The sequence below is a fragment of the Streptomyces sp. NPDC034037 genome (assembly GCF_055575715.1).
In genome coordinates this window covers 22,078-47,010 of sequence record NZ_JBVISC010000007.1, presented here as the reverse complement: position 1 = coordinate 47,010, position 24,933 = coordinate 22,078, and the positions used below count along the sequence as shown (strand labels likewise).

Sequence of the window (24,933 nt, the reverse complement as noted above, 5' to 3'; positions counted from 1 at the left end):
GCCAATACCATCCTGTTTCGGAAAAGCTGGGCGCCCGCCGGGTGGACGGGGGCGACCTGCGCGGTGGACGCGCACGTCAGGGCCGGTAGGCGAGCTGCGGGACGTCGAAGCAGTTGTCGTTCATGTCCTTGCCCTGGGTGACCCAGCCCTTCCCGTCCCGCCAGCGGGCGACCGACACGCACGCCGTGCGGTGCCGGGGCGGCCGCGTCCGCCGCTCGAAGGTCACGGGGACCAGCAGGCCGTGCGCCGAGTACGGCTTTCCGCGGTTCATGAACCGGTCCACGCAGCCGCGCGTGACGGCGCCGCCCGCCGCCCGCAGGCAGGACGTCGCGGCGTCCGTGAACCACCGGGCGGCGGCCCAGCCCTCCAGATGCCACTGGGAGAGCGCCTCGCCCCGCAGGGCGGCGCGGAACTCGCGGACGGCCGGGTGCGCGCTGTCCTCGTAGTTCCTGCTCGACCCGGTGGCCCACAGGGCGTTGCGGCAGCGCGGCGCGTTCTTGTAGTCGTCGCCGACGGTCGAGGTCCAGTTCTGTACGTTGGTGACCTTCGCGGTGACCTCGGCCCCCACGTCGTCCATCGCCTCGCAGAGCCGGGCGTTGCCGTGCGTGTCCATCGCGTCGAAGACCAGGTCGACGCCCCGCTCCTTCAGATCGGCGGCCGCCGCGCGGAAGTTCGGCAGGGCGAAGTCGACCTGTTCCGTGACCACCTCGTAGCCCTCCGCCCGCAGGCCCCGGGTGACGAGCCGGGCGTACGCGGCGGACGCGGCCTGGTTGTAGGAGACGACGGCGGCCGTGCGCGCCCCTTGCTCGCGCTTGAAGTAGCGGTAGACCTCGGTGCCGCCGTAGAGCATGCCGTCCCAGCCCGGCTCGCCGTCGCGCGGGGCGAGGCTGCCGTAGATCCCGTACAGGTGCGGGTACGTCTCGTACGCGGCGCCGATCGGCTGGCCGCCGATGTCGGGCACGCCGGCCCGCGAGACCCGCGCGGCGCCCGCGTAGTCCAGCGAGGCGGTGGCCACGAGGGCGACGACCTCGTGCTCCTCCACCAGCTCGCGCACGCAGTCGTTGTTGCCGACGCCGCTGCCGCCGTCGTCGCAGGTGCGCACCTGCACCGGGCGGCCCCCGATGCCGCCACGGGCGTTCAGCCGGTCGAAGTAGGCCTTGGCGCCGTCGCGCGGCCCGGTGAACGCGTCGCCGCCGACCGGGCTGGTCGCGCTGATGATGACGCCGACCTCGATCGGTGCCCGGTCGGCGGGCGCGGTGGCCCTGCCGCGCCGCTCGAAGTCGCCCTCGGGCAGCCGGGACCCGCAGGCCGCGCCCGCCAGCACGAGCGCGACGGCCAGCAGCGCCTCAGCAGCCCGGACCGGGCGACGCATTCCCGCTCAGCTTCACCAGCGCGCAGAGGGTCTTGACGGACACCTTCCAGGTGTCGTCCTGGTGGACGGCCGTGCCGGCGGCGTCGGGCAGCGCGGTGGCGCCCTTCAGGGTCAGCGCGTAGGTGACGTCGGCCTCCTCGGCCGAGGTGAACGCGACCTTCCCCACCTCCGCCGCGACCTGCTCGCCGCGCTCGTCGCCGCTGAAGCCCTCGAGGACGCCGCGCATCTTGGAGCCGTTCTCCAGGACGGCTTCCTTGTCCTTCAGCGAGACCTCGGGGTCGAAGAACTTCTCCCAGTTCTCCCGGACCTCCGCCTCCGCGGCCGCCGGGTCGGCGGGCTCGGCGCCGCCCCCGGCGGGCTGCGAGGACTTCTCCACCGACGGCTCGGGCGGGGTGCCGCCGTCCCCGCCCCCGCTGTCGTCGCCGCAGGCCACAGCGGTCGGGACGATCAGGATGACCGCGGCGGCCGCCAGCGCCGCGCCGCGCACTCTTGCCCGCACCATCTGGCTCACCACCGGGTGTCCGTCCGGGCCGCCCGGGCCCGGAGCTTTCCGCGTCAGCTTCCAAAGGGCATAGTGCAAGCCATCGGCTGACATGGACAGACCATCGACACCACTGACGTGACCGACGACGTGTCCCAGGGGGGCCTCGATGCGGGCGGCTCGGACGGCTCAGATGGCTCGGACAGCTCGGATGGCTCGACCGGCAGACGCGCCCGGCCCGGCCCGGCCGGGCGCCGCGCGAGCCGTCCTGTGGGCGGCCTGCGCGGCGCTCGCCGGTGGCGCGGTGCTGTGCGTACTCGGCTGGTACGGCGTCTCCGGGGAGCGCTTCGCCGAGCGGCAGCTGCCCTATCTCGCCTCGTGCACGGTGCCGGGCGCCGCCCTGATCATCGCGGGCGCCGTGCTGCTCACCCACGGCGAGAGCGCCCTCGCGGCGGCGCGGGTCGAGGAGTTGTACGGCCTGCTGGTGACGGCGGACCCCGCCGACATGCCCGTACGCGATCCCGCGCCCCTGGCGACGAGTGAGGAACTGTGCGCCGTGCCGGGCGGCACCCTCTGGCACCGCGCCGACTGCCCCCTCGTCGCGGACAGACCCGGGGTGCTGCCCGTCGACCCCGCGGCCCCGGCGCCGGCCGCCTTCGCCCCCTGCCCGATCTGCGAGCCGCCGGACCCCGGCGCGGACATCGGGCCGCCCGACGACCCGGCGGCCGCCGCCGCACCCGCCCCGGAGCGCTGAGCCGATGGCGTCCCTGAGCTACGACCTCACTCTGGCCGGGCTCTCGGTCGGCGGCGCCGCCGCCCTCACCGGCATCGGCCTGATCGTCACCCACCGCGCGACGGGAGTCCTCAACTTCGCGCACGGCGCGATCGCCATGGTCTGCGCCTACCTGCTGCGCCAGCTCACCGCCGACTGGCACTGGCCGCTGCCGCTGGCCGCCGCCGTCACCCTGCTCCTGGTGGCGCCCGGCATCGGCCTGCTCCTGGACCGCGCCGTCTTCCGCCCCCTGGCGGTCCTCGGCGGTGATCCCACGCAGACGCTGGTGGCCTCGATCGGCGTCTTCGTGCTCCTCGTCGGCGGGGCGGCCCTCGTGTGGGGCCCGGGCGCCCGCGACGACGCGCCCACCCTCCTGTCCGCCGACCCGTGGGTCCCGCTGGGGGCGGCTGTGGCGCTCGCCGCCGCCGTGGGGGCGGGCACCCGGTGGACCCGCCTCGGCGGCGAACTGCGGGCCGTCGTCGACAACCGCGGGCTCGCCGTGCTCTTCGGCGTCGACGCGGACCGGGTGGCGGCGGCCGGCTGGGCGTTCGGCTCCTTCACCGCGGACCTGACCGGCGTACTCCTCGCGCCCTACGTACGTCTTGACCCGTACGGCATGCCGCTGCTGGTGATGGAGGTGGTCGCGGTCGCCGTGGCGGCCGGGATGCGCAGCCTGCCCGTCGCCGTCGCGGTGGCGCTCGGGCTCGGGGTGGCCCAGAGCCAGCTGACGCGGCTGCACCCCTCGGGGCCGCTGGAGCAGCTCCTCCAGACCGCCGGCGCGAACCTCTTCGTCATCGCCCTGCTGGTCGCGGCGCTGATCATGCCGGGCATCGGCTCCCGGGACGCGCTGGCCCGCACGGCGACGGCCCGGGTGCCGACCCCACCGGGCGCCTGGATCGTGGCGGCGGTCCTCTTCCTCCTCCCCCTCGGCTTCGCCGGCCCGGACCTGACGACCTCCGTCCAGGTCCCCGCGCTCGCGGTGATCCTGCTGTCCCTCGTGATCGTCACGGGCCGCGGCGGCCAGATCTCCCTCGGGCAGGCCGCGTACGCGGGGCTCGGCGCCCTGTTCACCGCCCTTCTCGCGGCGGGCCGCTTCCCCGGTCTGCCCGCGCTGCCGCACCTGGTGGCGCTGTTCGCCGCCGTCCTCCTCGTCGCACCGCTCGGCCTGCTCACCGGGTGGCCCGCGATCAGCCGGCACGGCCTGGCGCTCGCCCTCGCGACGTTCGCGGTCGGCGTGGGCGTCAGCCGCTTCGTCTTCACCCAGCCGTACGCCACCTCGGGGCCGGCGCCGGACCGCCCCGCCGGGTTCGGCGGCGACCGCGCGTACTACGTCCTGGAACTCGCCCTCCTCGCCGGGGCGCTGCTCCTGGTCACCGCGTTGCGCCGGGGCCGCGCCGGCCGCGCGCTGGCGGCGATGCGCGATCACGAGGCGGGGGCGGCGGCCGCCGGAGTGCCCGTGCCCGCCCTGAAGCTCACGGCGTTCGTGACCGGGGCGGCGCTGGCCGCGCTGGGCGGCGGCATGCTGGCGATGGGGCAGCGGGCGTTCGACTCCGGGGCGTACGACCCCGTGCGGGGACTGCTGTGGTTCGCGGCGGTGGTGGTCCTCGGCTCCGACAGCGTGCTCGGCGCGCTGGTGGGCGCGGCGCTGCTGGTCGGTCTGGACGCGGGGGCGCGGGGCGGAGTGGCCGCGGCGGTGATCGGCGTCCTCGCGGTCCTGGTCGGCCGCTTTCCCGGCGGGCCCTACGAGGCCCTCCGGACGCTCCTGCCGCGCCGGCGTCCCCGGGTCCGCCTGACCCCCCTGGGCGCCTCGGTCCGCGAAACCCTCGCTCCCGCTCGCGCCGCCGCCACCCCCCAAGGACCTCCGCGACCCACCGAGCAAGCCCCGAGGCCCCGCCCCGCGAAGCCGCCCCGGCACGGGCACACGCGGGCCGTCAATGTGCCCGGTGACGTGTCCCTCAGGGTTCGGCGTCTCGGCGTCGCCTATCAGGGCTTCGCCGCTCTCGACGACGTCAGCCTCCACGTCCCCCGAGGCCGGATCACCGCGGTCGTCGGGCCCAATGGCGCCGGCAAGAGCACCCTCTTCCACTGTCTCGCCGGCGCCCTACGGCCCGACAGCGGGCGGATCACCCTCGGCGCCCGGGACATCACGCGGCTCCCGGCCCCTGCCCGGGCCCGTCTCGGCGTGGCCCGCACCTGCCAGCAACCGGCGGTCTTCCCTTCGCTGACGGTCGCCGAGAACGTCCTGGTCGGCGCCGAACAGGGCCGCGCCGGGACCGACCGGGCCGCCGCACACGCCCTGCGCCTGCTGGACCTGACGGACCTGCGCGACCACCCCGCCGCCGCCCTGCCCACCGGCGCCCTGCGCCGCACGGAACTGGCGCGGGCCCTCGCGGGCGCCCCGCACACCCTTCTCCTGGACGAACCGGCGGCGGGCCTGGACGGGGCCGAGGTCGCCGCGCTCGCCCTCCTGCTGCGCGCCCTCGCGGCCGACGGCATGGCGCTCCTCGTGGTCGAACACGACCTCGACCTGGTGGCGGACCTCGCCGACACCGTGCACGTGCTGACGGCGGGCCGCATCACCGCGTCGGGTCCCGCTGCCCGCCTTACGGAGGGGCATACCGCGTGAAAGGCATCGAACTGCGCGACGCCCGCGTGCGCCACGGCCCCCTGGAGGCCCTGCACGGCGTCTGCCTGGCCGCGCCCGCCGCCGCCCTCACCGTCCTTGTGGGCCGCAACGGCTCCGGACGCACCACCGCTCTGCGCGCCCTGGCCGGCACGCTCCCCCTCACCTCGGGAGCCGTCCTCCTCGACGGCCGGGACATCACCCGCCGGCCCGCCCATGAGCGGGCCGCGCGAGGCCTGTGCTTCGTACCGGACCGCCAGGCGGTGTTCCCCTCCCTCACCGTCGCGGAGAACCTGGAACGGGCCCGTCCCGGCGGCGACTTCGGCCGCGCCCTGAGCGCCTACCCGGAGCTGGGCCCGCTGCTCCCCCGCCGCGCGGGCACCCTGTCGGGCGGCGAACAGCGCATGCTGGCCCTGTCCCGGGCCCTGCTCTCACGGGCCCCGGTGATCCTCGTGGACGAACCGACGCAGGGCATGGCGCCGTCCGTCGCGGCGCGCACGTACACGCTCCTGGCCGATCTCTGCACCCGGGGCGCCTGTGTGATCGTCGCCGAACAACGGCTGCCGCCCGCCTTGCGCGAACGCGCGAGACGGGCGGCTGTGACCGTGGTGGTCCATGAGGTGCGCCGGGGCGCGGTGGTGTTCAGCGCGGAAGCGGCGGAGTTCAGGACCGCCCGGGAATGACGAGCTTCGTGCCGACGCCGAGCCGGTCGGGGTTGGCTCCCACGACGACCCGGTTGGCCCGGTACAAGGCCTGCCAGCCGCCCACGACGGCGTACCGGCGGGCGATCGAACTCAGCGTCTCACCGGAGGCCACCACGTGCCCCCGCCCGTGGAACCGTTCGATCCGCACCTTCTTGGAGCAGGTGGGCCAGGCCTTCCACCCCTGGGTGCGCAGCACCTTCTCGGCGACCATGATCTGCTCCTCCTTGGTCGCCAGGTCGGCGCGCGGCGCGTACTTGAGTCCGCCGTGCTCCTCCCAGGTCGGCTGCCAGAACTGGAGCCCTCCGTAGAAGCCGTTGCCGGTGTTCGCGTCCCACCGCCCGTTGCTCTCGCACTCGGCGAGGCAGTTCCACCGGCCCTTGCCCACGGGGCATTCGTACGCCTTGACCAGAACGTTCCGCGGCGGTGACGGAGCCGCGGACGCGGCGGCCGACGGCAGCGCCACCGCGGCCAGGGCCACGCCCACGACCACGGCCAGAGACCTCAGAGTGTGCGTCGGCCTTGGACGCCCCGTATGACGGAAATGCGTCAGATGCCCAAAATGCGTCAGATGCATCGGGCCACGCTAGGCAGCCCCGCCGCGGCTCCGGCGCATGCCGCGCCGCCGCGCCCCCGCGAGCCCACCCGGACGGCGGCTCCCCCTCCGGGCCGGTCGGCCGATCGCGCCGGGGCGGCGCCGCGCGTCACCACACGTATCGGCGTCTTTCAGCCAACCCCAGCCACCTCTCGGCCATCCCCACCCTCCCCCACCCTTCCCCTCATTGCCTGATATCCGTATTTATCGGCCAGCGGGATCACCGACCCTCGCCTCACCTCGTCGGCTCAACTCCCTTGTTCTGCAAGGCTGTTGGTGCCCGGAGACTGCTTTCCGCGCCCGAATCGCCTTCCCCCGCCGGTGGTTCGATTCCGTTCGCGTCCATCCGTGACCTGCGCCGCTGATCCACCGTTGTCTTCTCATGAGCCGGGACATCACCCGGCCCGCCGGACATCACCCGAAGCACCCATGTGCCGATCCCGAGGAGCCACCCCGTGCCGCGCATGCTCGACGTCAGCGACGACGTACGCGCCGAGATCGGCGACGAAGAAGCCGACCGGCTGCTCGCCGGAGACAACGCCCCGGGCAGTTACGACTGCACGTCCTGCCGCACCCCGGGCGACTCCGAGCAGGAACGCACCAGCACGGTCCTGTTCGTCGGCGACGAGACCGCCGTGCTCGCCTTCGCCCACGCCACCTGCCTGCCCTCCCAGATCGTCACGGTCTCCGAGGAGCAGCTCCAGGGCGCCGTGCGGTCCATCACCGGCGAGAACGCAGAAGGGCCCGGCGAGGAGCCCAGCCAGGCCGTGCTCGGCGTAACCAGCGGCCTGGTCCTGATCGAGGGCGAGCTGCGCCCCGCGCTCGTCGTCGAACCCACCGGCCCCATCGCCCGCCCGGGCGCCGCCCCCGACGACGGCGACGAGTTCCTGCCGCTCCTGATCGAGCAGGGCTTCCTGCCCACCCCCTCCCTCGACGGCGTGCCGCCCGTGCTGCACGGCTGGTCGGTGCTGCTCGCCATGGGCCAGCTGCACGCCGTCCTGCAGCCCGGCACCGGCGGCGGCGCCCCCGTCGCCTGGTGGCAGGCCCACCAGCCGCTGCACGTCACCGAGGCCTGGCGGGCCGCGGCGAACAAGACGCAGAGCGTGCTGCTCTTCGCCGCGCCCGCGGGCTCCATCGGCCGGCAGCCGCGCGAGGACCTGCTGCGGGAGGCCCTGGACCGGACGGCGGCCCAGGGGCGGCTCGTCGCCTGCACGATGCCGCTCGCCGGAACCTGACGGAAAACGGCTGCCCGCGCGCCGCCCCGAGCCGCGAACGCGCCGGTCACACTACTGACCGGTCCCCGGAAAGCGGCGCGGCCCCCGCATCCGTAGGCCCACGATTTCGTTGGCACAGACGTGCACACATACGACCCCTCCCGCCACCGGCCGACGTACCAGAACCCGATCCCGTCCATGCGCTCGGCGCAGGACCCGACGGGCGAGCGCTCGGCCACACCGATCTACGACACGCTGTACTCGGAGTACCGCCGGGCCTTCAGGACCCTGCCGGGCGACCGCAGCGGCGAGGAGAATCTGGGGTTCACCGCCTTCGGCACCGGGCCGTACGGCACGCAGCACCGCGGCGACGGACGGTTCGACGCCCGGCACGACCCGCGCCAGAACTCCTTCGGCCAGCTGCACATGGCGCGCTACGGCCAGCAGGACCACCAGTCCACCGGCCACCACTCGTTCCTCGCGGCCCTGCCACCGGCCCCGCGCCGCGAGTACTGAGCACCCCGGCGCCGCACGCCGAGCAAGCGAAATGCCCGGCCCCCGAAAAGGGGAGCCGGGCATTCGCGTACTCGCTGGAGCGGCGCCTACTTCTTGCGGCCGCGCTTCTCGCGCACCCGCACCGAGATGTGGATCGGCGTGCCCTCGAAGCCGAACTCCTCGCGCAGCCTGCGCTCCAGGAAGCGGCGGTAGCCCGCCTCGATGAAGCCCGACGCGAAGAAGACGAAGCGCGGCGGCTTCGTGCCAGCCTGGGTGCCGAAGAGGATGCGGGGCTGCTTGCCGCCCCGGACCGGGTGCGGGTGGGAGGCGACGATCTCGCCGAGGAACGCGTTCAGCCGGCCCGTCGGCACGCGCGTCTCCCAGCCCGCGAGAGCCGCCTCGATCGCCGGGACGAGCTTCTCCATGTGCCGGCCGGTGGCCGCCGAGACGTTGACCCGCGGCGCCCAGGCGACCTGGGCCAGCTCGGTCTCGATCTCCCGCTCCAGGTAGTAGCGGCGCTCCTCGTCCAGGGTGTCCCACTTGTTGTACGCGACGACGATCGCGCGGCCCGCCTCGACGGCCATCGTCACGATGCGCTGGTCCTGGACGGAGATGGTCTCGGAGGCGTCGATGAGGATCACCGCGACCTCCGCCTTCTCCACGGCGGCGGCGGTACGCAGCGAGGCGTAGTAGTCGGCGCCCTGCTGGAGGTGGACGCGCTTGCGGATGCCCGCCGTGTCCACGAACTTCCAGGTGATGCCGCCCAGCTCGATCAGCTCGTCCACCGGGTCGCGGGTGGTGCCCGCCATTTCGTTGACGACCACGCGGTCCTCGTTCGCCACCTTGTTGAGCAACGAGGACTTGCCGACGTTCGGGCGGCCGATGAGCGCGATGCGGCGGGGGCCGCCGATGGCCGTGCCGAAGGTCTGCTCGGGCGCCTCGGGCAGCGCCTCCAGGACGGCGTCCAGCATGTCGCCGGTGCCGCGGCCGTGCAGCGCGGAGACGGGGTGCGGCTCGCCGAGGCCGAGCGCCCACAGGGCGGTGGCGTCGGCCTCGCCGGAGGGGCCGTCGACCTTGTTGGCGCACAGGACGACGGGCTTGCCGGCCTTGCGGAGCAGGCGTACGACCGCCTCGTCGGTGTCGGTGGCGCCGACCGTGGCGTCGACCACGAAGACCACGGCGTCCGCGGCCTCGATGGCGTACTCCGCCTGGGCGGCGACCGACGCGTCGATGCCGAGCACGTCCTGCTCCCAGCCGCCGGTGTCGACCAGCTTGAAGCGGCGGCCCGCCCACTCGGCCTCGTAGGTGACGCGGTCGCGGGTGACGCCGGGGCGGTCCTCCACGACGGCCTCGCGGCGGCCGATGATGCGGTTCACCAGGGTCGACTTGCCGACATTGGGGCGGCCGATGACGGCGAGGACGGGGAGCGGGCCGTGGCCCGCCTCCTCCAGGGCGCCCTCGACGTCCTCGACGTCGAAGCCCTCCTCGGCGGCCAGCTCCATGAACTGCGCGTACTCGGCGTCGCCGAGCGCCCCGTGGTCGTGGTCGGCGAAGCCGTCGCCCTCGGGCTGGGTCTGGTCGCTCATGAAGTCCGTACCTCGTCGTTCATCGTGGTGATCGGTGCGCCGGTCCTGTGCGGGCCGGGGCACTACTTGATAAGTCTCGTCCGGATAAGGCCCGACCCCGTGAAGGCTCGACCTGTTAAGTCTCGCTCAGCGCCCGGTCAGGCGCCTGGCGTTTTCCAGGTGGGCGGAGAGCCGCTCCTGGATGCGCACGGTCGCCTCGTCCAGCGCCTTGCGCGTGCGCCGCCCGCCGCTCTCGCCCGCCTGGAACGGGTCGCCGAAGACGACGTCGACCCGGCTGCGCAGCGGCGGCAGCTGCTTTATCAGCCGGCCGGGCCGGTCGGTGCTGCCGAGGACCGCGACCGGGACGATCGGGGCGCCGGAGCGGACGGCGAAGTACGCGAGTCCGGCGCGCAGCGACGCGAAGTCGCCCTCGCCCCGGGTGCCCTCGGGGAAGATCCCGAGGACGCCGCCGTGCTCCAGGACGCCGAGGGCCCGGGTGATGGCGGTCCGGTCGGCCACGGCGCGGTCGACCTTGACCTGGCCGATGGCGTCCAGGAAGGGGCCGAGCGGGCCGACGAACGCCTCCTTCTTGACCAGGAAGTGCGTCGGCCGGGGCGCGACGCCCATGACCATCGGGCCGTCCACGTTGTGCGCGTGGTTGACGGCCAGGATCACGGGGCCGTGGACCGGGACCCGCCAGGAGCCCAGTACGCGCGGCTTGAACAGGCCGTACATGAGGCCGACGCCGATTCGGCGGCCGACCTCCGCACCGCGCTCGCCGGCGCCCCGCTCGGCAGCACCTTGGGTCACTTGGCGGCCCGCTTCTCCTCGACGAGGGTGACGACGCACTCGATGACCTGCTGGAGCGTGAGCTCGGTGGTGTCGACCTCGACGGCGTCGTCGGCCTTGGCCAGCGGGGACGTCTTGCGGCTGGAGTCGGCCGCGTCCCGCTTGATCAGGGCTTCCCGGGTCGCCTTGACGTCGGCGCCCTTCAGCTCGCCGGAGCGGCGGGCGGCGCGCGCCTCGGGAGAGGCGGTGAGGAAGATCTTCAGGTCGGCGCCGGGCAGCACGGTGGTGCCGATGTCCCGGCCCTCGACGACGATGCCCTTCTCGGCCGACGCGGCGATGGAGCGCTGCAGCTCGGTGATCCGGGTGCGCACCTCGGGGACGGCGCTGACCGCGCTGACCTTGGAAGTGACGTCGGTGGTGCGGATGGGGCCCGCCACGTCCGTGCCGTCCACCGTGATGGTCGGGGCGAGCGGGTCGGTGCCGGAGAGGATCTCGGGCTTGCCCGCGACGGCGGCGATCGCGCTCGGGTCGGTGAGGTCGATGCCGTGGTGCACCATCCACCAGGTGATCGCCCGGTACTGGGCACCGGTGTCCAGGTAGCTGAGACCGAGCTGGGCGGCGACGGCCTTCGAGGTGCTCGACTTGCCCGTGCCGGAGGGACCGTCGATGGCGACGATCACGGCTGCCGGGGAGGCGGTTGCTGCGGTTTCCACGGGGGGCGGGCACCTTTCGCAGTACTCGGAGCGGGGTGGCGGGGCGTGCGCACGCCCCGCACAAGGTTACTGGCTCGCGCACCCTGCCCCGACAGCCCCTTCGGCGGCCCGCCCCGCCGGGCCCGCCTACCGCCGGATCGACCAGCCCCGCTCGCGCAGGGCCGCGCCGAGCACGGGCGCCGCCTTCGGCTCGACCATGAGCTGGATCAGGCCCGCCTGCCGGCCGGTCGCGTGTTCGATGCGGACGTCCTCGATGTTGACGCCGGCGCGGTCCGCGTCGGCGAAGATGCGGGCGAGCTGGCCGGGCTGGTCGTCGATGAGCACGGCGACGATCTCGTACGCCGCCGGGGCCGACCCGTGCTTGCCCGGCACCCGGGTCTGCCCGGCGTTGCCGCGCCGCAGCATGGCCTCGACGCCCGCCGCGCCCTCGGTCCGCTTGTCCTGGTCGGCGGACTGCAGGGCGCGCAGCGCCGTCACGGTCTCCGCCAGGTCATCGGCGACCTGGGCCAGCAGGTCGGCGACCGGGCCGGGGTTGGCGGAGAGGATGTCGATCCACATCCGCGGGTCGGAGGCGGCGATCCGGGTGACGTCGCGGATGCCCTGGCCGCACAGCCGTACCGCCGTCTCGTCGGCGTTCTCCAGGCGGGCCGCGACCATGCTGGAGACCAGGTGCGGCATGTGGGAGACGAGAGCGACCGCGCGGTCGTGGGCGTCGGCGTCCATGACGACGGGGACGGCCCGGCAGAGCGCGACCAGCTCCAGGGCGAGGTTGAGCACCTCGGTCTCGGTGTCGCGGGTCGGGGTGAGCACCCAGGGCCGCCCCTCGAAGAGGTCGGCGGTGGCGGCGAGCGGGCCGCTGCGCTCGCGTCCGGACATGGGGTGCGTGCCGATGTACGGGGCGAGGTCGAGGCCGAGCGCCTCCAGCTCGCGGCGGGGGCCGCCCTTGACGCTCGCGACGTCGAGGTAGGCCCGGGCGGCGCCGCGCCGCATGGCGTCGGCGAGGGTTGCGGCGACGTGCGCGGGCGGCACGGCGACGACGCACAGGTCGACAGGTCCCTCGGGGACTTCGTCGCTGCCGGCGCCGAGCGCGGCGGCGGTGCGGGCCTGCGCCGGGTCGTGGTCGGCGAGGTGGACGGCGACGCCGCGGGAGGCGAGGGCCAGGGCGGCGGAGGTGCCGATCAGGCCGGTGCCGATGACGAGGGCGGTTCTCACTGGGCGATGTCCTTGCGGAGGGCTGCGGCGGCGCCGAGGTAGACGTGCGCGATCTCGGCGCGGGGGCGGTCGGTCTCGATGTGCGCGAGGACGCGGACGACGCGGGGCATGGCGCCCTCGATGTCCAGTTCCTGGGCGCAGATCAGCGGCACGTCGACGATGCCGAGGCCGCGGGCGGCGGCCGCCGGGAAGTCGGAGTGCAGGTCGGGTGTGGCCGTGAACCAGATGCTGATCAGGTCGTCCCCGGTCAGTCCGTTGCGCTCGAGGATGGCGGTGAGCAGCGCGCTGACCTGCTCCCCCATGTGCCCGGCCTCGTCCTTGTCCAGTTGGACGGCGCCCCGGACCGCTCGTACCGCCACAGTGCTGCTCCTCGCTCGCGTACGTATGACTGTTGTACGGCAAGCGTAGTCAGCGCCCCGGGCGGGAGCGCGCGGCGCCCGTCTGCCGAGACGGGCGCCGCGCGCCTCGCCGGGTCGGGGGGCCGCCGCCCGGGCCATGTCGTTCGCGGCCTGCCCGGGAGCGGCTCCGGCCTCCCCGGCGGCTCGGTCCGGCGCCGCTCGGTCCGGCGCCTCGGGAACAATGTCGCGCCGTCCGGAGCCGGTCGCCACTCGGACCGGACGGGGCGTCGGAGGAGCGGACCGGGCCGCCGTGCGATCGGGCCCGCCGGAAATTCGCACGACCTCGCCCGCGGGGCGCCGTACGCTCCCCGCATGCAGCCCCAGGACCTCGCCCCGGCCCTCGGCCCGGGCTCCGGCAGGGACGCGGATCTGGCCCTGGTCCGCGACCACACCGTCTACGCCTGCGTGATGGGCTCGCGGGCCTTCGGTCTGGCCACGGAGGGCAGCGACACCGACCGCAGGGGCGTCTTCCAGGCCCCGACCGCGCTGTTCTGGCGCTTCGAGAAGCCGCCGACGCACCTCGACGGGCCCGCCGACGAGCAGTTCAGCTGGGAGCTCGAACGCTTCTGTGAACTCGCGTTGCGCGCCAATCCGAACATCCTGGAGTGCCTGCACTCCCCGCACGTCGAACACGTCACGGACACCGGCCGCGAGCTGCTGGCGCTGCGCGAGGCGTTCCTCTCCCGCCGGGTCCACGACACCTTCACCGGCTACGCGCTCGGCCAGCGCAAGAAGCTGGAGGCGGACATCCGGCTCCACGGCGCCCCCCGCTGGAAGCACGCCATGCACCTGCTGCGGCTGCTGACGTCCTGCCGCGACGTGCTGCGCACCGGGCGGCTGACGATCGACGTCGGCGACCAGCGGGAGCCGCTCCTCGCGGTCAAGCGCGGCGAGATGCCCTGGAGCGAGGTCGAGGCGTGGATGGGCCGCCTCACGGAGCAGGCGCGGGAGGCGGCCCGGCACAGCCCCCTGCCGGCCGAGCCGGACCGGGAGCGGGTCGCGGACTTCCTCGTGCGCGCCCGGCGGGCCTCGGCCCTGGACGCCTGAGGGCGCCCGCTCAGGCGTCCCAGAGCGCCCCGAACGCCAGCAGCTCGTCGCGGTGCTCGACGCGTTCGACCCAGTCGGCGGGCCAGGCGTCGGCGCCGAAGTGGGCGCCCGCGAAGGCCCCGGCCAGGCAGGCCACGGAGTCCGAGTCGCCCGAGGTGCAGGCGGCCCTGCGCAGCGCGGTGACCGGCTCGTCGATGAACATCAGGAAGCACAGCAGCCCGGTGGCCAGGGCCTCCTCGGCGATCCAGCCCGCGCCGGTGGCCAGGCAGGGGTCGGTCTCCGGGTTGGCGGCCCGCAGCGCGCCCGCCAGCCGTTCGAGGACGGCCAGGCACTCGTCCCAGCCGTGGGCGATGAACCGCTCCGGCGAGGACGCCCGCGAGCGGTTCCACAGGTCACCGAGCCACGCCTGCCGGTAGTGGGTGCGGTTCTCCAGCGCGTACGAGCGCAACAGGCCGACCAGGCCCATCGGCTCCGTGCCCCGGGCCAGCAGGCGCACCGCGTACGCCGTCAGGTCGCTCGCGGCGAGCGCGGTGGGGTGGCCGTGGGTGAGCGCGGACTGGAGCTGCGCGGCGCCGGCCCGCACCTCGTCGTCCAGGCCGGGCAGGAGGCCGAGCGGCGCGACGCGCATGTTGGCCCCGCACCCCTTGGAGTGCGTCTGGCTGGCGTCGCGCCAGGCCCGCTCCTCGTCGGCGAGCAGTTCACAGGCCCGGATGCAGGTGGTGCCCGGGGCACGGTTGTTGTCCGGGGACTCGTTCCAGGCGACGAACTCCCGGCGGGCGAGCAGGGCGAACCGCTCCGGTCCGCACAGGCCGCGTGCGGCGGCGGCCTTAAGGGCGCGGGCGAGCGCGAGGGTCATCTGCGTGTCGTCGGTGATGAAGGCCGGCTTCGGCAGCTCCATGTCCCGCCATGGGCCGCACTTGGCGAGGATCGACGGTACGTCGTTGAACTCGGTGGGGAAGCCGAGCGCGTCCCCGAGGGCGAGGCCGAGCAGGGTTCCGGTGGCGGCGCGCTTCATGAGGGCTGTCCTTCCGAGGCGGGGCGCAGCAGGGGCGGGTGGAGGGCGGTGGCGGTGCCCGCGCGGTAGAGCGCGGCGGGTTTGCCGCGTCCGCCGGTCAGCCGCGCGGCACCGGGGACCGCCTCGACGAGGCCGGCGGTGCCGACGACCTTGCGCCGGAAGTTGGCAGGGTCCAGTTCGGCGCCCCACACCGCCTCGTAGACCTGCCGCAGCTCGCCGAGGGTGAACTCGGGCGGGCAGAAGGCGGTGGCGAGGCCCGTGTACTCCAGCTTGGCGCCGACGCGTTCGTGGGCGTCGGCGAGGATCCGGTCATGGTCGAAGGCGAGCGGTCGGTAGGCGGCCGGGTGGTACGGCAGCCAGGCGGCGCGGGCCGCGTCACCGCCCCCGCGCACCTGGGGCGGGTCGGCGACGAGCGCCGCGAAGGCCACGGAGACGACGCGCATGCGCGGATCGCGGTCCGGGGCGCTGTAGGTGCGCACCTGCTCCAGATGCAGTCCCCCGACGTCCGCGAGGCCCGTCTCCTCGGCCAGTTCGCGCTGCGCCGCGCTCTCCGCGGACTCGTCGGGCAGCAGGAAGCCGCCGGGCAGCGCCCAGCGCCCCGCGTAGGGCTCCTCGCCGCGTTCGACGAGCAGGACGTGCAGCGCGCCCTCGCGGATGGTGAACACCGCGAGGTCCACGGTGACGGCGAACGGCTCGAAGGCGTACTTGTCGTAGGTCCCGGACACGGACATGCCCACCCACCCCCTTTATGGTCACCAGGACTATAAAGGGGGTGGGCGGGCGGTCACAAGCCCCGGACGGGGGTGAAGGCCTAGAGGTCGACTTCCTTCATCAGCATGCCGACCTCCGTGTTCGAAAGGCGCCGCAGCCAGCCCGACTTCTGGTCGCCCAGGGTGATCGGCCCGAAGGCGACCCGCACCAGCTTGTCCACGGGGAAGCCCGCCTCGGCGAGCATGCGCCGCACGATGTGCTTGCGGCCCTCGTGCAGGGTGACCTCGACCAGGTAGTTCTTGCCGGTCTGCTCGACGACGCGGAAGTGGTCCGCGCGGGCGTACCCGTCCTCAAGCTGGATGCCGTCCTTGAGCTGCTTGCCCAGGTCACGCGGGATGGGGCCCACGATGTGCGCGAGGTAGACCTTCTTCACGCCGTACTTGGGGTGGGTCAGGCGGTGCGCCAGCTCGCCGTGGTTGGTGAGCAGGATGACGCCCTCGGTCTCGGTGTCGAGCCGCCCCACGTGGAACAGCCGCGTCTCACGGTTGGTCACGTAGTCGCCGAGGCACTGCCGGCCCTCGGTGTCCTCCATGGTGGAGACGACGCCGGCGGGCTTGTTCAGCGCGAAGAACTGGTACGACTGCGTGGCCACCGTCAGGCCGTCGACCTTGATCTCGTCCCGCTCGGGGTCGACGCGCAACCCCTGCTCCAGGACGATCTCGCCGTTGACCTCGACGCGGGCCTCGTCGACCAGCTCCTCGCAGGCGCGGCGCGAGCCGTAGCCCGCGCGGGCCAGGACCTTCTGCAGGCGCTCGCCCTCCTGCTCGGCGCCCGGGAAGGTCTTGGGGAGGTTCACCTTGGGCTTGTCCGCGTACCGCTCGCGGTTGCGCTCCTCCTGGCGGGTGTCGAACTCCCGCGAGGTCGCGGGGGCCGGGCGGCGGCTGCCGCGGGCGCCGGTGCCCTGGGAGGTGCGGGGGCCGCCCTTGGCGCCACCGCGCGCGGCCGCGCCGCGGCCCTTGCGCGCCCCGGCGCCGAAGACCGCGTCGGAGCCGCCCACGTCGTAGCGGCGCTCCTCGGGGCGCGGCTTGCTCGGCCGGCTCGGCTTGTCGTCGCGCCTGTCGTCCCGCTTGTCGCCCGGCTTGCCGCCCTGCTTGGGCCCCTGCCGGTCGTCGCGGCCGTTACCGGCACCCCGGTAATTGCCGCGGCCACCGCTGCTGCCACGGCCGCCGCTGTTGCCACCACGGCTCCCGCCGTTGTTTCCGCTGCTGTTCCTGCCGTTGCTGCTTCGCATCAAAGTTCCGTTTAGTCGGCTGTGTCCTGGGTGTACTCGTACCCCGGCGCATCGGGTGCGTCCGGGTCGAACGACGGAACGCCTTCCTGGGTCTCGGCCTCGATCGCGTCCGCCTCGGGGAGGAAGGGCGCGAGCTCCGGGAGCTCGTCCAGGCCACGCAGGCCCATCCGCTCCAGAAAGTAGTTCGTCGTCCTGTACAGGATCGCACCTGTTTCGGGTTCCGCGCCCGCCTCCTGGACCAGACCCCTCTGGAGAAGGGTGCGCATCACGCCGTCGCAGTTCACCCCGCGCACCGCGGAGACCCTGGAACGGCTGACCGGCTGGCGGTACGCGACGACCGCGAGGGTCTCCAGAGCAGCCTGGGTGAGCCGCGCCTGCTGCCCGTCGAGCACGAAGCCCTCCACGGCGGTGGCGTACTCCGGGCGCGTGTAGAACCGCCAGCCGCCGGCGACGAGCCGCAGCTCGAAGCCGCGCCGCTGCGCGGTGTACTCGTCGGCGAGCGCACGCAGCGCGTCCGCCACCTCGCGCCGGGGCCGCTGGAGGATCTTCGCCAGATGCTCCTCGGTGGCCGGCTCGTCGACGACCATCAGGACGGCTTCCAGCGCGGGCCGCAGCTCCAGCTCCGCGACGGCGCCGGCCAGGTCGCCCGCGGGGTGCTCGCTCACGCCTTCTCCTCCATCGGCTCGGGGGCCCGGTCGAACTCGTCGGTCACGGTCGGCTCCTCGGCGCTGTCACCGCCGGTCCAGCGCACCATCAGCTCCTCCAGGGGGTTCTCCTGGTCCAGGGCGACGACCTTCTCGCGGTACAGCTCCAAGAGGGCCAGGAAACGCGCGACGACGGTCAGGGTGTCCCCCGCGTCCGCCACGAGGACCTGGAATTCCATCTCCCCCCGCTCCCGCAGCCGGGCGACCACCAGAGCGGCCTGCTCCCGCACGGAGACCAGCGGGGCGTGGATGTGGTCGACGTACACCTGCGGCTCGGCGCGCGGCTGCATCGCCCGCACGGCGAGCTTGGCGAAGCCCTGTGCCCCGATGCTGATGACGACTTCCGGGAGCAGCTCGGCGTGGTGCGGCTCGAGGCCGACGGTGCGCGGATAGCGGCGGCCCTCGGCGGCGAGCCGCTCGTTGAAGATGTCCGCGATCTGCTTGTACGCGCGGTACTGGAGCAGCCGCGCGAAGAGCAGGTCCCGCGCTTCCAGCAGCGCCAGGTCGGCCTCGTCCTCGACCTCGGCGGCGGGCAGCAGCCGCGCGGCCTTCAGGTCCAGGAGCGTGGCGGCGACGACGAGGAACTCGGTCGTCTGATCGAGGTCCCAGTCAGGCCCCATGGCCCGGATGTGCGCCATGAACTCGTCGGTCACCTGGGACAGCGCGACCTCGGTCACGTCCAGCTTGTGCCGGGAGATCAGCTGGAGCAGCAGATCGAAGGGGCCTTCGAAGTTCGCCAGCCGGACCTTGAAGCGGCCGTCATCGGGCTCGGCGGACGGCTCCGCATCGGAAGGCGCGGGCTCGGCGGGCTCCGGATCGAAAGACTCCGGCTCCGCGGCGGGACCCGGCTCCGCCTCCGCGGGCGGCTCCCCGGGCCCCCGCCCCAGGGGGCGCCGACGGGCGGGCGGTGCGGGGTCGTCGTTCGTGGCCATCAGGCGGGAACGCTACCCCTACCGCCCGCGCAACCGTCGTACGAGAATGCTCGCGTCCCCCCGCGACTCCAGGTCGGCGAGGACGACGGCGACGGCCTCGCGCACGATCCGCCCGCGGTCGACCGCGAGCCCGTGCTCCCCGCGCAGCACCAGCCGCGCGTGTTCGAGGTCCATCAGCTCCTCGGCGGAGACGTACACCGTGATCTTCTCGTCGTGCCGCTCGCGGCCGCTCGGGCGCCGGTTGGCCGCCCGTGCCCGGCGCCGCGCCTGCGCGCTCGACGAGCCACCGGACTTGCCGCCCTGGGCGGCAGAACCTTCCTGCGCCCCTGCCGGGCGGCGCCCCGCGCCCTTGTCGGCGTCGTTCGCGGAGCGGCTGCGGGACTCGGCCCCGGACTCCGCGTCCGTGGCCGCGTGTTCGGCCGCCTCGCCGCTGTCGGCGCGCGCCGTCCCGTCGGCCGTGGCGGCGCTCCCGTCGCTCTCGCCCGCCGGGGCGGGCACTCTCGCCTCGCCGTTCGCCGGGCGCCGCGGGGAGGACGCCTGAAGGGCCGTCCCCCCGGTCGTACGGAACAGTTCGTCGGCCCCGGGCAGACTCACTCGGCGTGACACCGGGCGAGCACCTCCCTGGCGAGCTGACGATAGGCGGCGGCGCCGACCGAGTTGGAGGCGTACGTGGTGATCGGCTCGCCGGCGACCGTGGTCTCCGGGAAGCGGACCGTGCGCCCGATGACCGTGTGGTAGACGTGGTCGTCGAAGGCCTCGACCACGCGCGCGAGCACCTCACGGCTGTGCACCGTGCGGGAGTCGTACATGGTCGCGAGGATGCCGTCGAGCTCCAGCTCGGGGTTGAGCCGCTCCTGGACCTTCTCGATGGTCTCCGTCAGCAGGGCCACGCCGCGCAGCGCGAAGAACTCGCACTCCAGCGGCACGATCACCTTGTGCGCCGCCGTCAGGGCGTTCACGGTGAGCAGGCCGAGCGAGGGCTGACAGTCGATCACGATGTAGTCGTAGTCCTGCATCAGCGGCTTGAGCGCCCGCTGGAGCGTGGACTCGCGCGCGACCTCGCTGACCAACTGCACCTCGGCGGCCGACAGGTCGATGTTGCTGGGCAGCAGGTCCATGTTGGGGACCGCCGTCTTCAGGAGCACCTCGTCGGCGGACATGCCGCGCTCCATGAGGAGGTTGTAGACCGTCAGGTCCAGCTCCATCGGGTTCACCCCGAGACCCACGGAGAGGGCGCCCTGCGGGTCGAAGTCGACGAGCAGGACCCGGCGCCCGTACTCCGCGAGGGCGGCGCCCAGGTTGATGGTCGACGTCGTCTTGCCGACGCCGCCCTTCTGGTTGCACATCGCGATGATCTTGGCCGGACCGTGGTCGGTCAGCGGCCCGGGGATCGGGAAGTACGGCAGCGGGCGCCCCGTGGGGCCGATGCGCTCGCGGCGCTGGCGGGCCGCGTCGGGCGCGAGCGTGGCCGCGTACTCCGGATCGGGCTCGTACTCGGCGTCGGGGTCGTAGAAGTGCCCCTGGGGCAGTTCCTCGTAGTCGGCGAGGTGGGTGTGGGTGTTATCGCCACTCCGGTCGCCGGCCATGGCGTTCACGTGATGGCCATCCATGCTCTGGGGTGCTGACTGTGTCGGCTGGGGGCTCTGCCGGGCTTCGAAGGTTCGGACAGCGACGGAGCCGACGGCCTGGAGCCCGACGGGTCCTTGGCCCCGCACAGAGGTTCCTGGTTGACCACCCCCGGGAGCAAATGTCGACTCATTCACAAGTCGTCTTACCTCCTTGGTGACCAGGAAACTTCTCGATAGGTCAGCGTGGCACCATGCCGACGGTTGGCGACTCTATGGCGTGTCACCGCTCCGCAGCAACACAATCCGCCGGACCGGACCCGATGTGTCGGCAAAGAGACACCTCGATGTCAAGGGCATGCGGCTTGCCCGCGGCACGTTTCTCGGCGGGGCGAATCGGTTAAAGGGTTACGTTCAAGGCGAGTTGACCGGGTCGCCACCGATACGCGTACGGCCGGACCCCTCTCAAGGTCCGGCCGCTGGCGTGAGATTGACGACTTTCGTTGACGCGGGGCGCGCGCGTCAGCCGAGGAGGGACTCCAGCTCGACGTGGTCGAGCCCGTGGGCCTCGGCGACCTCCTTGTAAACGACCTTGCCGTCATGGGTGTTGAGGCCCAGGGCCAGCGCCGGGTCGCGGCGCAGGGCCTCGACCCAGCCGCGGTTGGCCAGTTCGACGATGTACGGCATCGTCGCGTTGGTCAGCGCGTAGGTGGAGGTGTTGGGGACCGCGCCGGGCATGTTGGCGACGCAGTAGAAGACCGAGTTGTGCACCGGGAAGGTCGGCTCGGCGTGCGTGGTCGGGTGCGAGTCCTCGAAGCAGCCGCCCTGGTCGATCGCGATGTCGACAAGGACACTTCCGGGCTTCATGCGCGAGACCAGCTCGTTGGTGACGAGCTTCGGGGCCTTGGCGCCCGGGATCAGCACGGCGCCGATGACGAGGTCGGCCTCCAGGCAGGCCTTCTCCAGTTCGAAGGCGTTGGAGATGACCGTCTGGATCTTCGTGCCGAAGATCTTGTCGGCTTCCTTGAGCTTGTTGATGTCCCGGTCGAGCAGGGTGACGTGGAAGCCCATGCCGATGGCGATCTGCGCGGCGTTCCAGCCGGAGACGCCGCCGCCGATGACGACCGCCTTGCCCGCGGCCACACCCGGGACGCCGCCCGGCAGGACGCCGCGGCCGCCGTTGGCGGCCATCAGCTGGTAGGCGCCGACCTGGGGGGCGAGACGGCCCGCGACCTCGGACATCGGGGCGAGCAGCGGCAGGGCGCGGTTCGCGGTCTCGACGGTCTCGTACGCGATGGCGGTCGTGCCCGACTCCAGGAGCGCGTCCGTGCACTCCCTGGACGCGGCCAGGTGGAGGTAGGTGAAGAGGGTCTGGTCCTTGCGGAGGCGGTGGTACTCCTCCGCGATGGGCTCCTTGACCTTCAGGAGCAGGTCGGCGGCGGCCCAGACCTCGTCGGCGGTGTCCAGGATCTGGGCGCCGGCCGAGACGTACTCCTCGTCCGTGATCGAGGAGCCGACGCCGGCGTTCCGCTCGATGACGACCTGGTGGCCGTGGCGCACCAGCTCGTGCACGCCGGCGGGGGTGATGGCCACCCGGAACTCGTTGTTCTTGACCTCGCGGGGGATGCCGACCTTCATCGTCGATCACGGTCCTTGGCTCAGGGGATTTCTCGGGCAATGCAACGCAGACCGGTGCACACGAGGGCGCAACGGGGGACACCACGAATGTACGCGGCGGAGCCAGTCTAATGAAGGATTTCTCGCTGTCTAGCCTTTCAATACTTCAATCCTCTGCGGATGCACTGCGGATTTCGTAGGCGGAAGACGGTGCTCCACCGTTCGATTCAAATCTGGCGGCCGTCAGGTACTCCTCTCCCAGCATGCGCTCGGCGGCCCCTCGGTGCAGCCGGGCGGCGGTCGGGTCGCCGAGCCGGTCCAGGGTGTCGGCGAGGCGCAGCTGCAGAGCCGCCTGGAGGCGTACGTCCTGCGCGTGCCGCGCCCATTCGACGGCTTCCTGGCAGGTGCGCAGCGACTCCTCGGGCCGGCCGGCGTACTCCTGCACCCGCGCCATCTCGCTCAACGCCCGTGCCTGGGCGGCCACATCGCCGTTCTTGCGGTGGCCCGTGACCGCCGAACTCCAGTTGCGCAGCGCCTCGCCGTAGCGTCCCGCGTAGGTGTGCACGGCGCCGATGCGGCCGTAGAGGCGGGCGGCGTCGGCGCGCTCGCCGCGGGCCAGGCGCTGGGCCAGCGCCCTGCCGAACCAGTCGGAGGCCCGGGAGAAGTCCCCCAGCTCCTGGTAGGCGCCGCCTACGGATTCCATCGCGCGGCCGGTGGCGTAGAAGTCGCCCGCCGCGCGTCCCGCGTCCAGAGCGGCCCGGTAGCGCGCGAGCGCCTCGCGCGTGCGGCCGGTCTGCGCGTCGATGTCCGCGAGGTTCAGCAGCGCGGCGGCCTTCTCGCGGGGCAGGTCGCGCCGCTCGGCCACGTCCAGGACCAGCTGGTGGATGCCCCACAGCCGTGGGGCGGCCGCCTGGGTGCCCCGGTGGGCGACGAGGGCCCGCGTGAGGGCCGCCATCAGGCGCCGGGCCAGGGTGTCGAGGTCCCCGTCGGCCACCGCGAGGCGGGCGGCGGCGAGCAGCGCGGGCTCGCGGACCGTCAGCCACTCCTCGGCGGCGCCGGGACCTTCGAAACGCAGGGCGCGCGGCATGCCCGCGAGCTTCTTGCGGGCGGCGGAGGCGTCCGGCTCGGTGACCGCCCGGCAGGACTGGAGCAGCCGTACGGTCCGCTCCAGCATCCGGGCGCGGGCCAGCTGCAGCTCGGCCGGGCGGTCCTGGGTCTCGGTGAGGGCCTTGAGCAGCGGCACCAGGCAGCCGGGCACCTCGTACTGCGGCACGGCGGACCCCACGCGGCGCACGAGGCCGAGGGCGGCGAAGTCGTCCAGGGCGGCCTTGGCGCCGGAGACCGAGCAGCCGGCGAGCGCGGACGCGGTGTGCGGGTCGACGTGGCCGGAGGGGGCGAGGGAGAGCAGGCGCAGGACCCGTGCGGAGGGGCCGGAGAGCGAGGCGTAGGTGTGCCGGAAGACGCGGGCCAGCGGTGAGCCCTCGTCGGGCAGGTCGTGCACCCGCTTGGCGAGATCGGCGAGGGCCGCCTTGGGCCGCACGGACAGCCAGCCGCCGGCCAGGACGAGGGCCGCGGGGTGGGCCGCGCAGGCCTCCACGAGGGATTCCGCCGAGCCCGGGTCGACGGTGATGCGCACCGGTCCCGCGGCGCGGGCCAGCAGGTGCACTGCGGCCGCCTTGTCCAGCCCGCCGAGGGTGCACGGCCGTACGTCGGGGATGCCGGTGAGCGGGCCCTCGGAGACGGCGACGACAAGGCACTCGGGGGTGTCGGGAAGCAGCGGGTCGACCTGTTCGGCGTCCACCGCGTCGTCGAGGAGCAGCAGGGCCCTGCGGTCCTTGAGGGTGTCCCGCAGCAGGGCGCAGAGGTCGTCCGCGTGGGCGCCGGGCGGTGCGGGGACGGCGAGGGCGTCGAGGAGGTCGCGGGCGGTGCGTTCCGTGGGCACCCGCTCGCCGTCGGGCTCCATGAGGCGGGCCCGCAGCACGCCGTCGGGGTAGTCGCCGGTGACCCGGCGCACGAGTTCCTCGGCGAGCGAGGTGCGGCCGGAGCCGGGGCGGCCGGCGATGAGCAGCACGCGGGCGCGGGGCGCCTTGCGGCCCGAGAGGGTATCGAGGCCCGCCCGGCCGATGTCCGCGCGGAGTTCCTTCAACTCCCGGCTCCGGCCGACGAACTGATCACTTGTCGGCTCCGGGGCGGCGGCGGGCGAGGGCACCGCGCCACCCGCCGCCGTACCGTCGGTGTCGACCGCCTGATCCGTCACGGGCCACGCTCCCGTCCGCCTGCGCACGAACCCGCCGGGACTTCGGGCGGGACGCTTTCAGAGCCTAGTTCAGGGCTCGCGGCCCTCCCGGCCAGGCGGCGCGCACAAGTCCCCCGATCGGATCAGCAGATCGTCATACCGGTGGGGCCGATCGTGCCTGACCCCTGGCGGTCAGGCCTCGAAGGGGCGCGCGGGCCAGGGCGCCTCGGCCGGGCGCAGGGCGTCGACCCCGTCGCCCCGCAGGGCCGCGTACAGCGAGAGGACGCCCACGACCAGGCAGTTGTTGTGCAGCTCACCGGCGTGCACCGCGCGGACCAGCTCGTCCAGCGGTACGCGGGTCAGCTCCATGTCGGCCTCCTCCTCGAAGACCTCGAAGCGCTCGCCCTCGGCCTCGGCGATGTCGCGGGCGAGGAAGATGCGCACGGCCTCGTCACAGCCGCCGGGCGAGGTGTAGACGTCGGTCAGGACACGCCAGTCCTCGGCCTTGACGTGCGCCTCTTCGTAGAGTTCGCGCTGCGCGGCGTGCAGGGGGTTCTCGCCGGGGACGTCGAGCAGGCCCGCGGGGATCTCCCAGAGCTTGTGGCGCACGGGGTGGCGGTACTGGCGGATCACCAGGACGCGGCCCTCCTCGTCGAGCGCGAGGACGGCCACCGAGCCCGGGTGGACCTGGTAGTCGCGGCGGACGACGGAGCCGTCGGGCATGAGCACGTCGTCGGTGCGCACGGAGGTCTTGTTCCCGACGAAGGGGGTGGCCGTGGCCGTGACCTGCCACTCCTCGGCGGTGTCCTTGATCGTCATGTCGCCCTGTCCTCCCACGCGTGCAAACGAAAACCGGGGCACGCGCCGCAAAAGGCGCGCACCCCG

At 73.5% G+C, this 24,933-nt stretch carries 24 protein-coding genes; 6 read left to right on the top strand and 18 right to left on the bottom strand.

Annotated features, from left to right (window positions below; translation table 11 throughout):
* Positions 1 to 76: 76 nt before the first annotated feature.
* Together ACZ516_RS24185 and ACZ516_RS24180 are read right to left on the bottom strand one after the other, a co-directional pair.
* A complete protein-coding gene (locus ACZ516_RS24185; RefSeq protein ID WP_469011632.1) occupies positions 77 to 1,372 on the bottom strand; it encodes an ABC transporter substrate-binding protein in 1,296 nt (431 codons plus the stop codon).
* Entirely contained in the window at positions 1,347 to 1,874 is a 528-nt protein-coding gene (locus tag ACZ516_RS24180) for an MTB12 C-terminal domain-containing protein (protein WP_361079175.1), read from the bottom strand. The genes ACZ516_RS24185 and ACZ516_RS24180 overlap by 26 nt, the downstream gene beginning before the upstream one ends.
* A 190-nt stretch (positions 1,875 to 2,064) precedes the next feature.
* On the opposite strand from ACZ516_RS24180, the gene ACZ516_RS24175 reads away from it, so the two are divergent.
* From ACZ516_RS24175 to ACZ516_RS24165, 3 genes are read left to right on the top strand one after another with little or no spacing between them, the layout of a single operon-like run.
* On the top strand, positions 2,065 to 2,607 hold the full coding sequence (locus tag ACZ516_RS24175) for a hypothetical protein (protein ID WP_469011631.1): 543 nt from the start codon (positions 2,065 to 2,067) through the stop codon (positions 2,605 to 2,607).
* Positions 2,608 to 2,611: 4 nt separating this feature from the next.
* A complete protein-coding gene (locus ACZ516_RS24170; RefSeq protein WP_469011630.1) occupies positions 2,612 to 5,251 on the top strand; it encodes an ABC transporter permease subunit in 2,640 nt (879 codons plus the stop codon).
* On the top strand, positions 5,248 to 5,931 hold the full coding sequence (locus ACZ516_RS24165; RefSeq protein WP_469011629.1) for an ABC transporter ATP-binding protein: 684 nt from the start codon (positions 5,248 to 5,250) through the stop codon (positions 5,929 to 5,931). Before ACZ516_RS24170 ends, ACZ516_RS24165 begins: the two co-directional genes overlap by 4 nt.
* Here ACZ516_RS24165 and ACZ516_RS24160 read toward each other — a convergent pair.
* Positions 5,912 to 6,442: a LysM peptidoglycan-binding domain-containing protein gene (locus ACZ516_RS24160; protein WP_469011628.1), complete on the bottom strand. Its 531-nt coding sequence runs from the start codon at positions 6,440 to 6,442 to the stop codon at positions 5,912 to 5,914. The two genes, ACZ516_RS24165 and ACZ516_RS24160, sit on opposite strands and share 20 nt — an antisense overlap.
* Before the next feature lie 557 nt (positions 6,443 to 6,999).
* On the opposite strand from ACZ516_RS24160, the gene ACZ516_RS24155 reads away from it, so the two are divergent.
* Entirely contained in the window at positions 7,000 to 7,779 is a 780-nt protein-coding gene (locus ACZ516_RS24155; RefSeq protein WP_358586900.1) for a hypothetical protein, read from the top strand.
* 120 nt (positions 7,780 to 7,899) lie between these two features.
* Complete coding sequence (locus ACZ516_RS24150; RefSeq protein WP_358586902.1) at positions 7,900 to 8,274, top strand: hypothetical protein; 375 nt, start codon at positions 7,900 to 7,902, stop codon at positions 8,272 to 8,274.
* A gap of 86 nt (positions 8,275 to 8,360) precedes the next feature.
* Here ACZ516_RS24150 and der read toward each other — a convergent pair whose 3' ends face one another.
* The 5 genes from der to aroH form a co-directional block, all read right to left on the bottom strand.
* On the bottom strand, positions 8,361 to 9,839 hold the full coding sequence (der, locus tag ACZ516_RS24145) for a ribosome biogenesis GTPase Der (protein ID WP_358586904.1): 1,479 nt from the start codon (positions 9,837 to 9,839) through the stop codon (positions 8,361 to 8,363).
* A 126-nt stretch (positions 9,840 to 9,965) separates the two neighbouring features.
* Positions 9,966 to 10,667 (bottom strand): lysophospholipid acyltransferase family protein, encoded by a 702-nt coding sequence (locus ACZ516_RS24140; RefSeq protein ID WP_358586906.1) that lies wholly within the window; start codon positions 10,665 to 10,667, stop codon positions 9,966 to 9,968.
* Positions 10,625 to 11,320, bottom strand: a complete 696-nt coding sequence (gene cmk / locus ACZ516_RS24135) for a (d)CMP kinase (protein ID WP_358586908.1) — start codon at positions 11,318 to 11,320, stop codon at positions 10,625 to 10,627. Before cmk ends, ACZ516_RS24140 begins: the two co-directional genes overlap by 43 nt.
* A 126-nt stretch (positions 11,321 to 11,446) precedes the next feature.
* A complete protein-coding gene (locus ACZ516_RS24130; protein ID WP_361079190.1) occupies positions 11,447 to 12,532 on the bottom strand; it encodes a prephenate dehydrogenase in 1,086 nt (361 codons plus the stop codon).
* The gene (gene aroH, locus ACZ516_RS24125; protein ID WP_361079193.1) at positions 12,529 to 12,891 is read right to left on the bottom strand and encodes a chorismate mutase; all 363 of its coding nucleotides are present in this window, start codon (positions 12,889 to 12,891) and stop codon (positions 12,529 to 12,531) included. The genes ACZ516_RS24130 and aroH overlap by 4 nt, the downstream gene beginning before the upstream one ends.
* Positions 12,892 to 13,242: 351 nt before the next feature.
* On the opposite strand from aroH, the gene ACZ516_RS24120 reads away from it, so the two are divergent.
* Positions 13,243 to 13,977: a nucleotidyltransferase domain-containing protein gene (locus ACZ516_RS24120; RefSeq protein ID WP_469011627.1), complete on the top strand. Its 735-nt coding sequence runs from the start codon at positions 13,243 to 13,245 to the stop codon at positions 13,975 to 13,977.
* Positions 13,978 to 13,987: 10 nt separating this feature from the next.
* Here ACZ516_RS24120 and ACZ516_RS24115 read toward each other — a convergent pair whose 3' ends face one another.
* From ACZ516_RS24115 to ACZ516_RS24070, 10 genes are all read right to left on the bottom strand, one after another.
* Entirely contained in the window at positions 13,988 to 14,992 is a 1,005-nt protein-coding gene (locus ACZ516_RS24115) for an ADP-ribosylglycohydrolase family protein (protein WP_469011626.1), read from the bottom strand.
* Entirely contained in the window at positions 14,989 to 15,723 is a 735-nt protein-coding gene (locus ACZ516_RS24110) for an NUDIX hydrolase (RefSeq protein ID WP_469011625.1), read from the bottom strand. Before ACZ516_RS24110 ends, ACZ516_RS24115 begins: the two co-directional genes overlap by 4 nt.
* An 80-nt stretch (positions 15,724 to 15,803) precedes the next feature.
* A complete protein-coding gene (locus tag ACZ516_RS24105; protein WP_358587749.1) occupies positions 15,804 to 16,994 on the bottom strand; it encodes a pseudouridine synthase in 1,191 nt (396 codons plus the stop codon).
* Positions 16,995 to 17,005: 11 nt separating this feature from the next.
* Positions 17,006 to 17,659 carry an SMC-Scp complex subunit ScpB gene (gene scpB / locus ACZ516_RS24100; protein ID WP_469011624.1) on the bottom strand — a complete coding sequence of 218 codons (654 nt, stop codon included), beginning with the start codon at positions 17,657 to 17,659 and terminating at the stop codon, positions 17,006 to 17,008.
* On the bottom strand, positions 17,656 to 18,630 hold the full coding sequence (locus tag ACZ516_RS24095; RefSeq protein WP_361088173.1) for a segregation and condensation protein A: 975 nt from the start codon (positions 18,628 to 18,630) through the stop codon (positions 17,656 to 17,658). The genes scpB and ACZ516_RS24095 overlap by 4 nt, the downstream gene beginning before the upstream one ends.
* Positions 18,631 to 18,648: 18 nt before the next feature.
* Complete coding sequence (locus tag ACZ516_RS24090; RefSeq protein ID WP_469011623.1) at positions 18,649 to 19,236, bottom strand: hypothetical protein; 588 nt, start codon at positions 19,234 to 19,236, stop codon at positions 18,649 to 18,651.
* Positions 19,221 to 20,393, bottom strand: coding sequence for a ParA family protein (locus tag ACZ516_RS24085; protein ID WP_358587756.1), 1,173 nt, complete (start codon positions 20,391 to 20,393; stop codon positions 19,221 to 19,223). Before ACZ516_RS24085 ends, ACZ516_RS24090 begins: the two co-directional genes overlap by 16 nt.
* A gap of 324 nt (positions 20,394 to 20,717) precedes the next feature.
* The gene (gene ald, locus ACZ516_RS24080; protein ID WP_358587758.1) at positions 20,718 to 21,833 is read right to left on the bottom strand and encodes an alanine dehydrogenase; all 1,116 of its coding nucleotides are present in this window, start codon (positions 21,831 to 21,833) and stop codon (positions 20,718 to 20,720) included.
* Between the two features lie 145 nt (positions 21,834 to 21,978).
* Complete coding sequence (locus tag ACZ516_RS24075) at positions 21,979 to 24,069, bottom strand: tetratricopeptide repeat protein (RefSeq protein WP_467466966.1); 2,091 nt, start codon at positions 24,067 to 24,069, stop codon at positions 21,979 to 21,981.
* 171 nt (positions 24,070 to 24,240) lie between these two features.
* A complete protein-coding gene (locus ACZ516_RS24070; RefSeq protein ID WP_361088168.1) occupies positions 24,241 to 24,867 on the bottom strand; it encodes an NUDIX hydrolase in 627 nt (208 codons plus the stop codon).
* Positions 24,868 to 24,933: the final 66 nt, after the last annotated feature.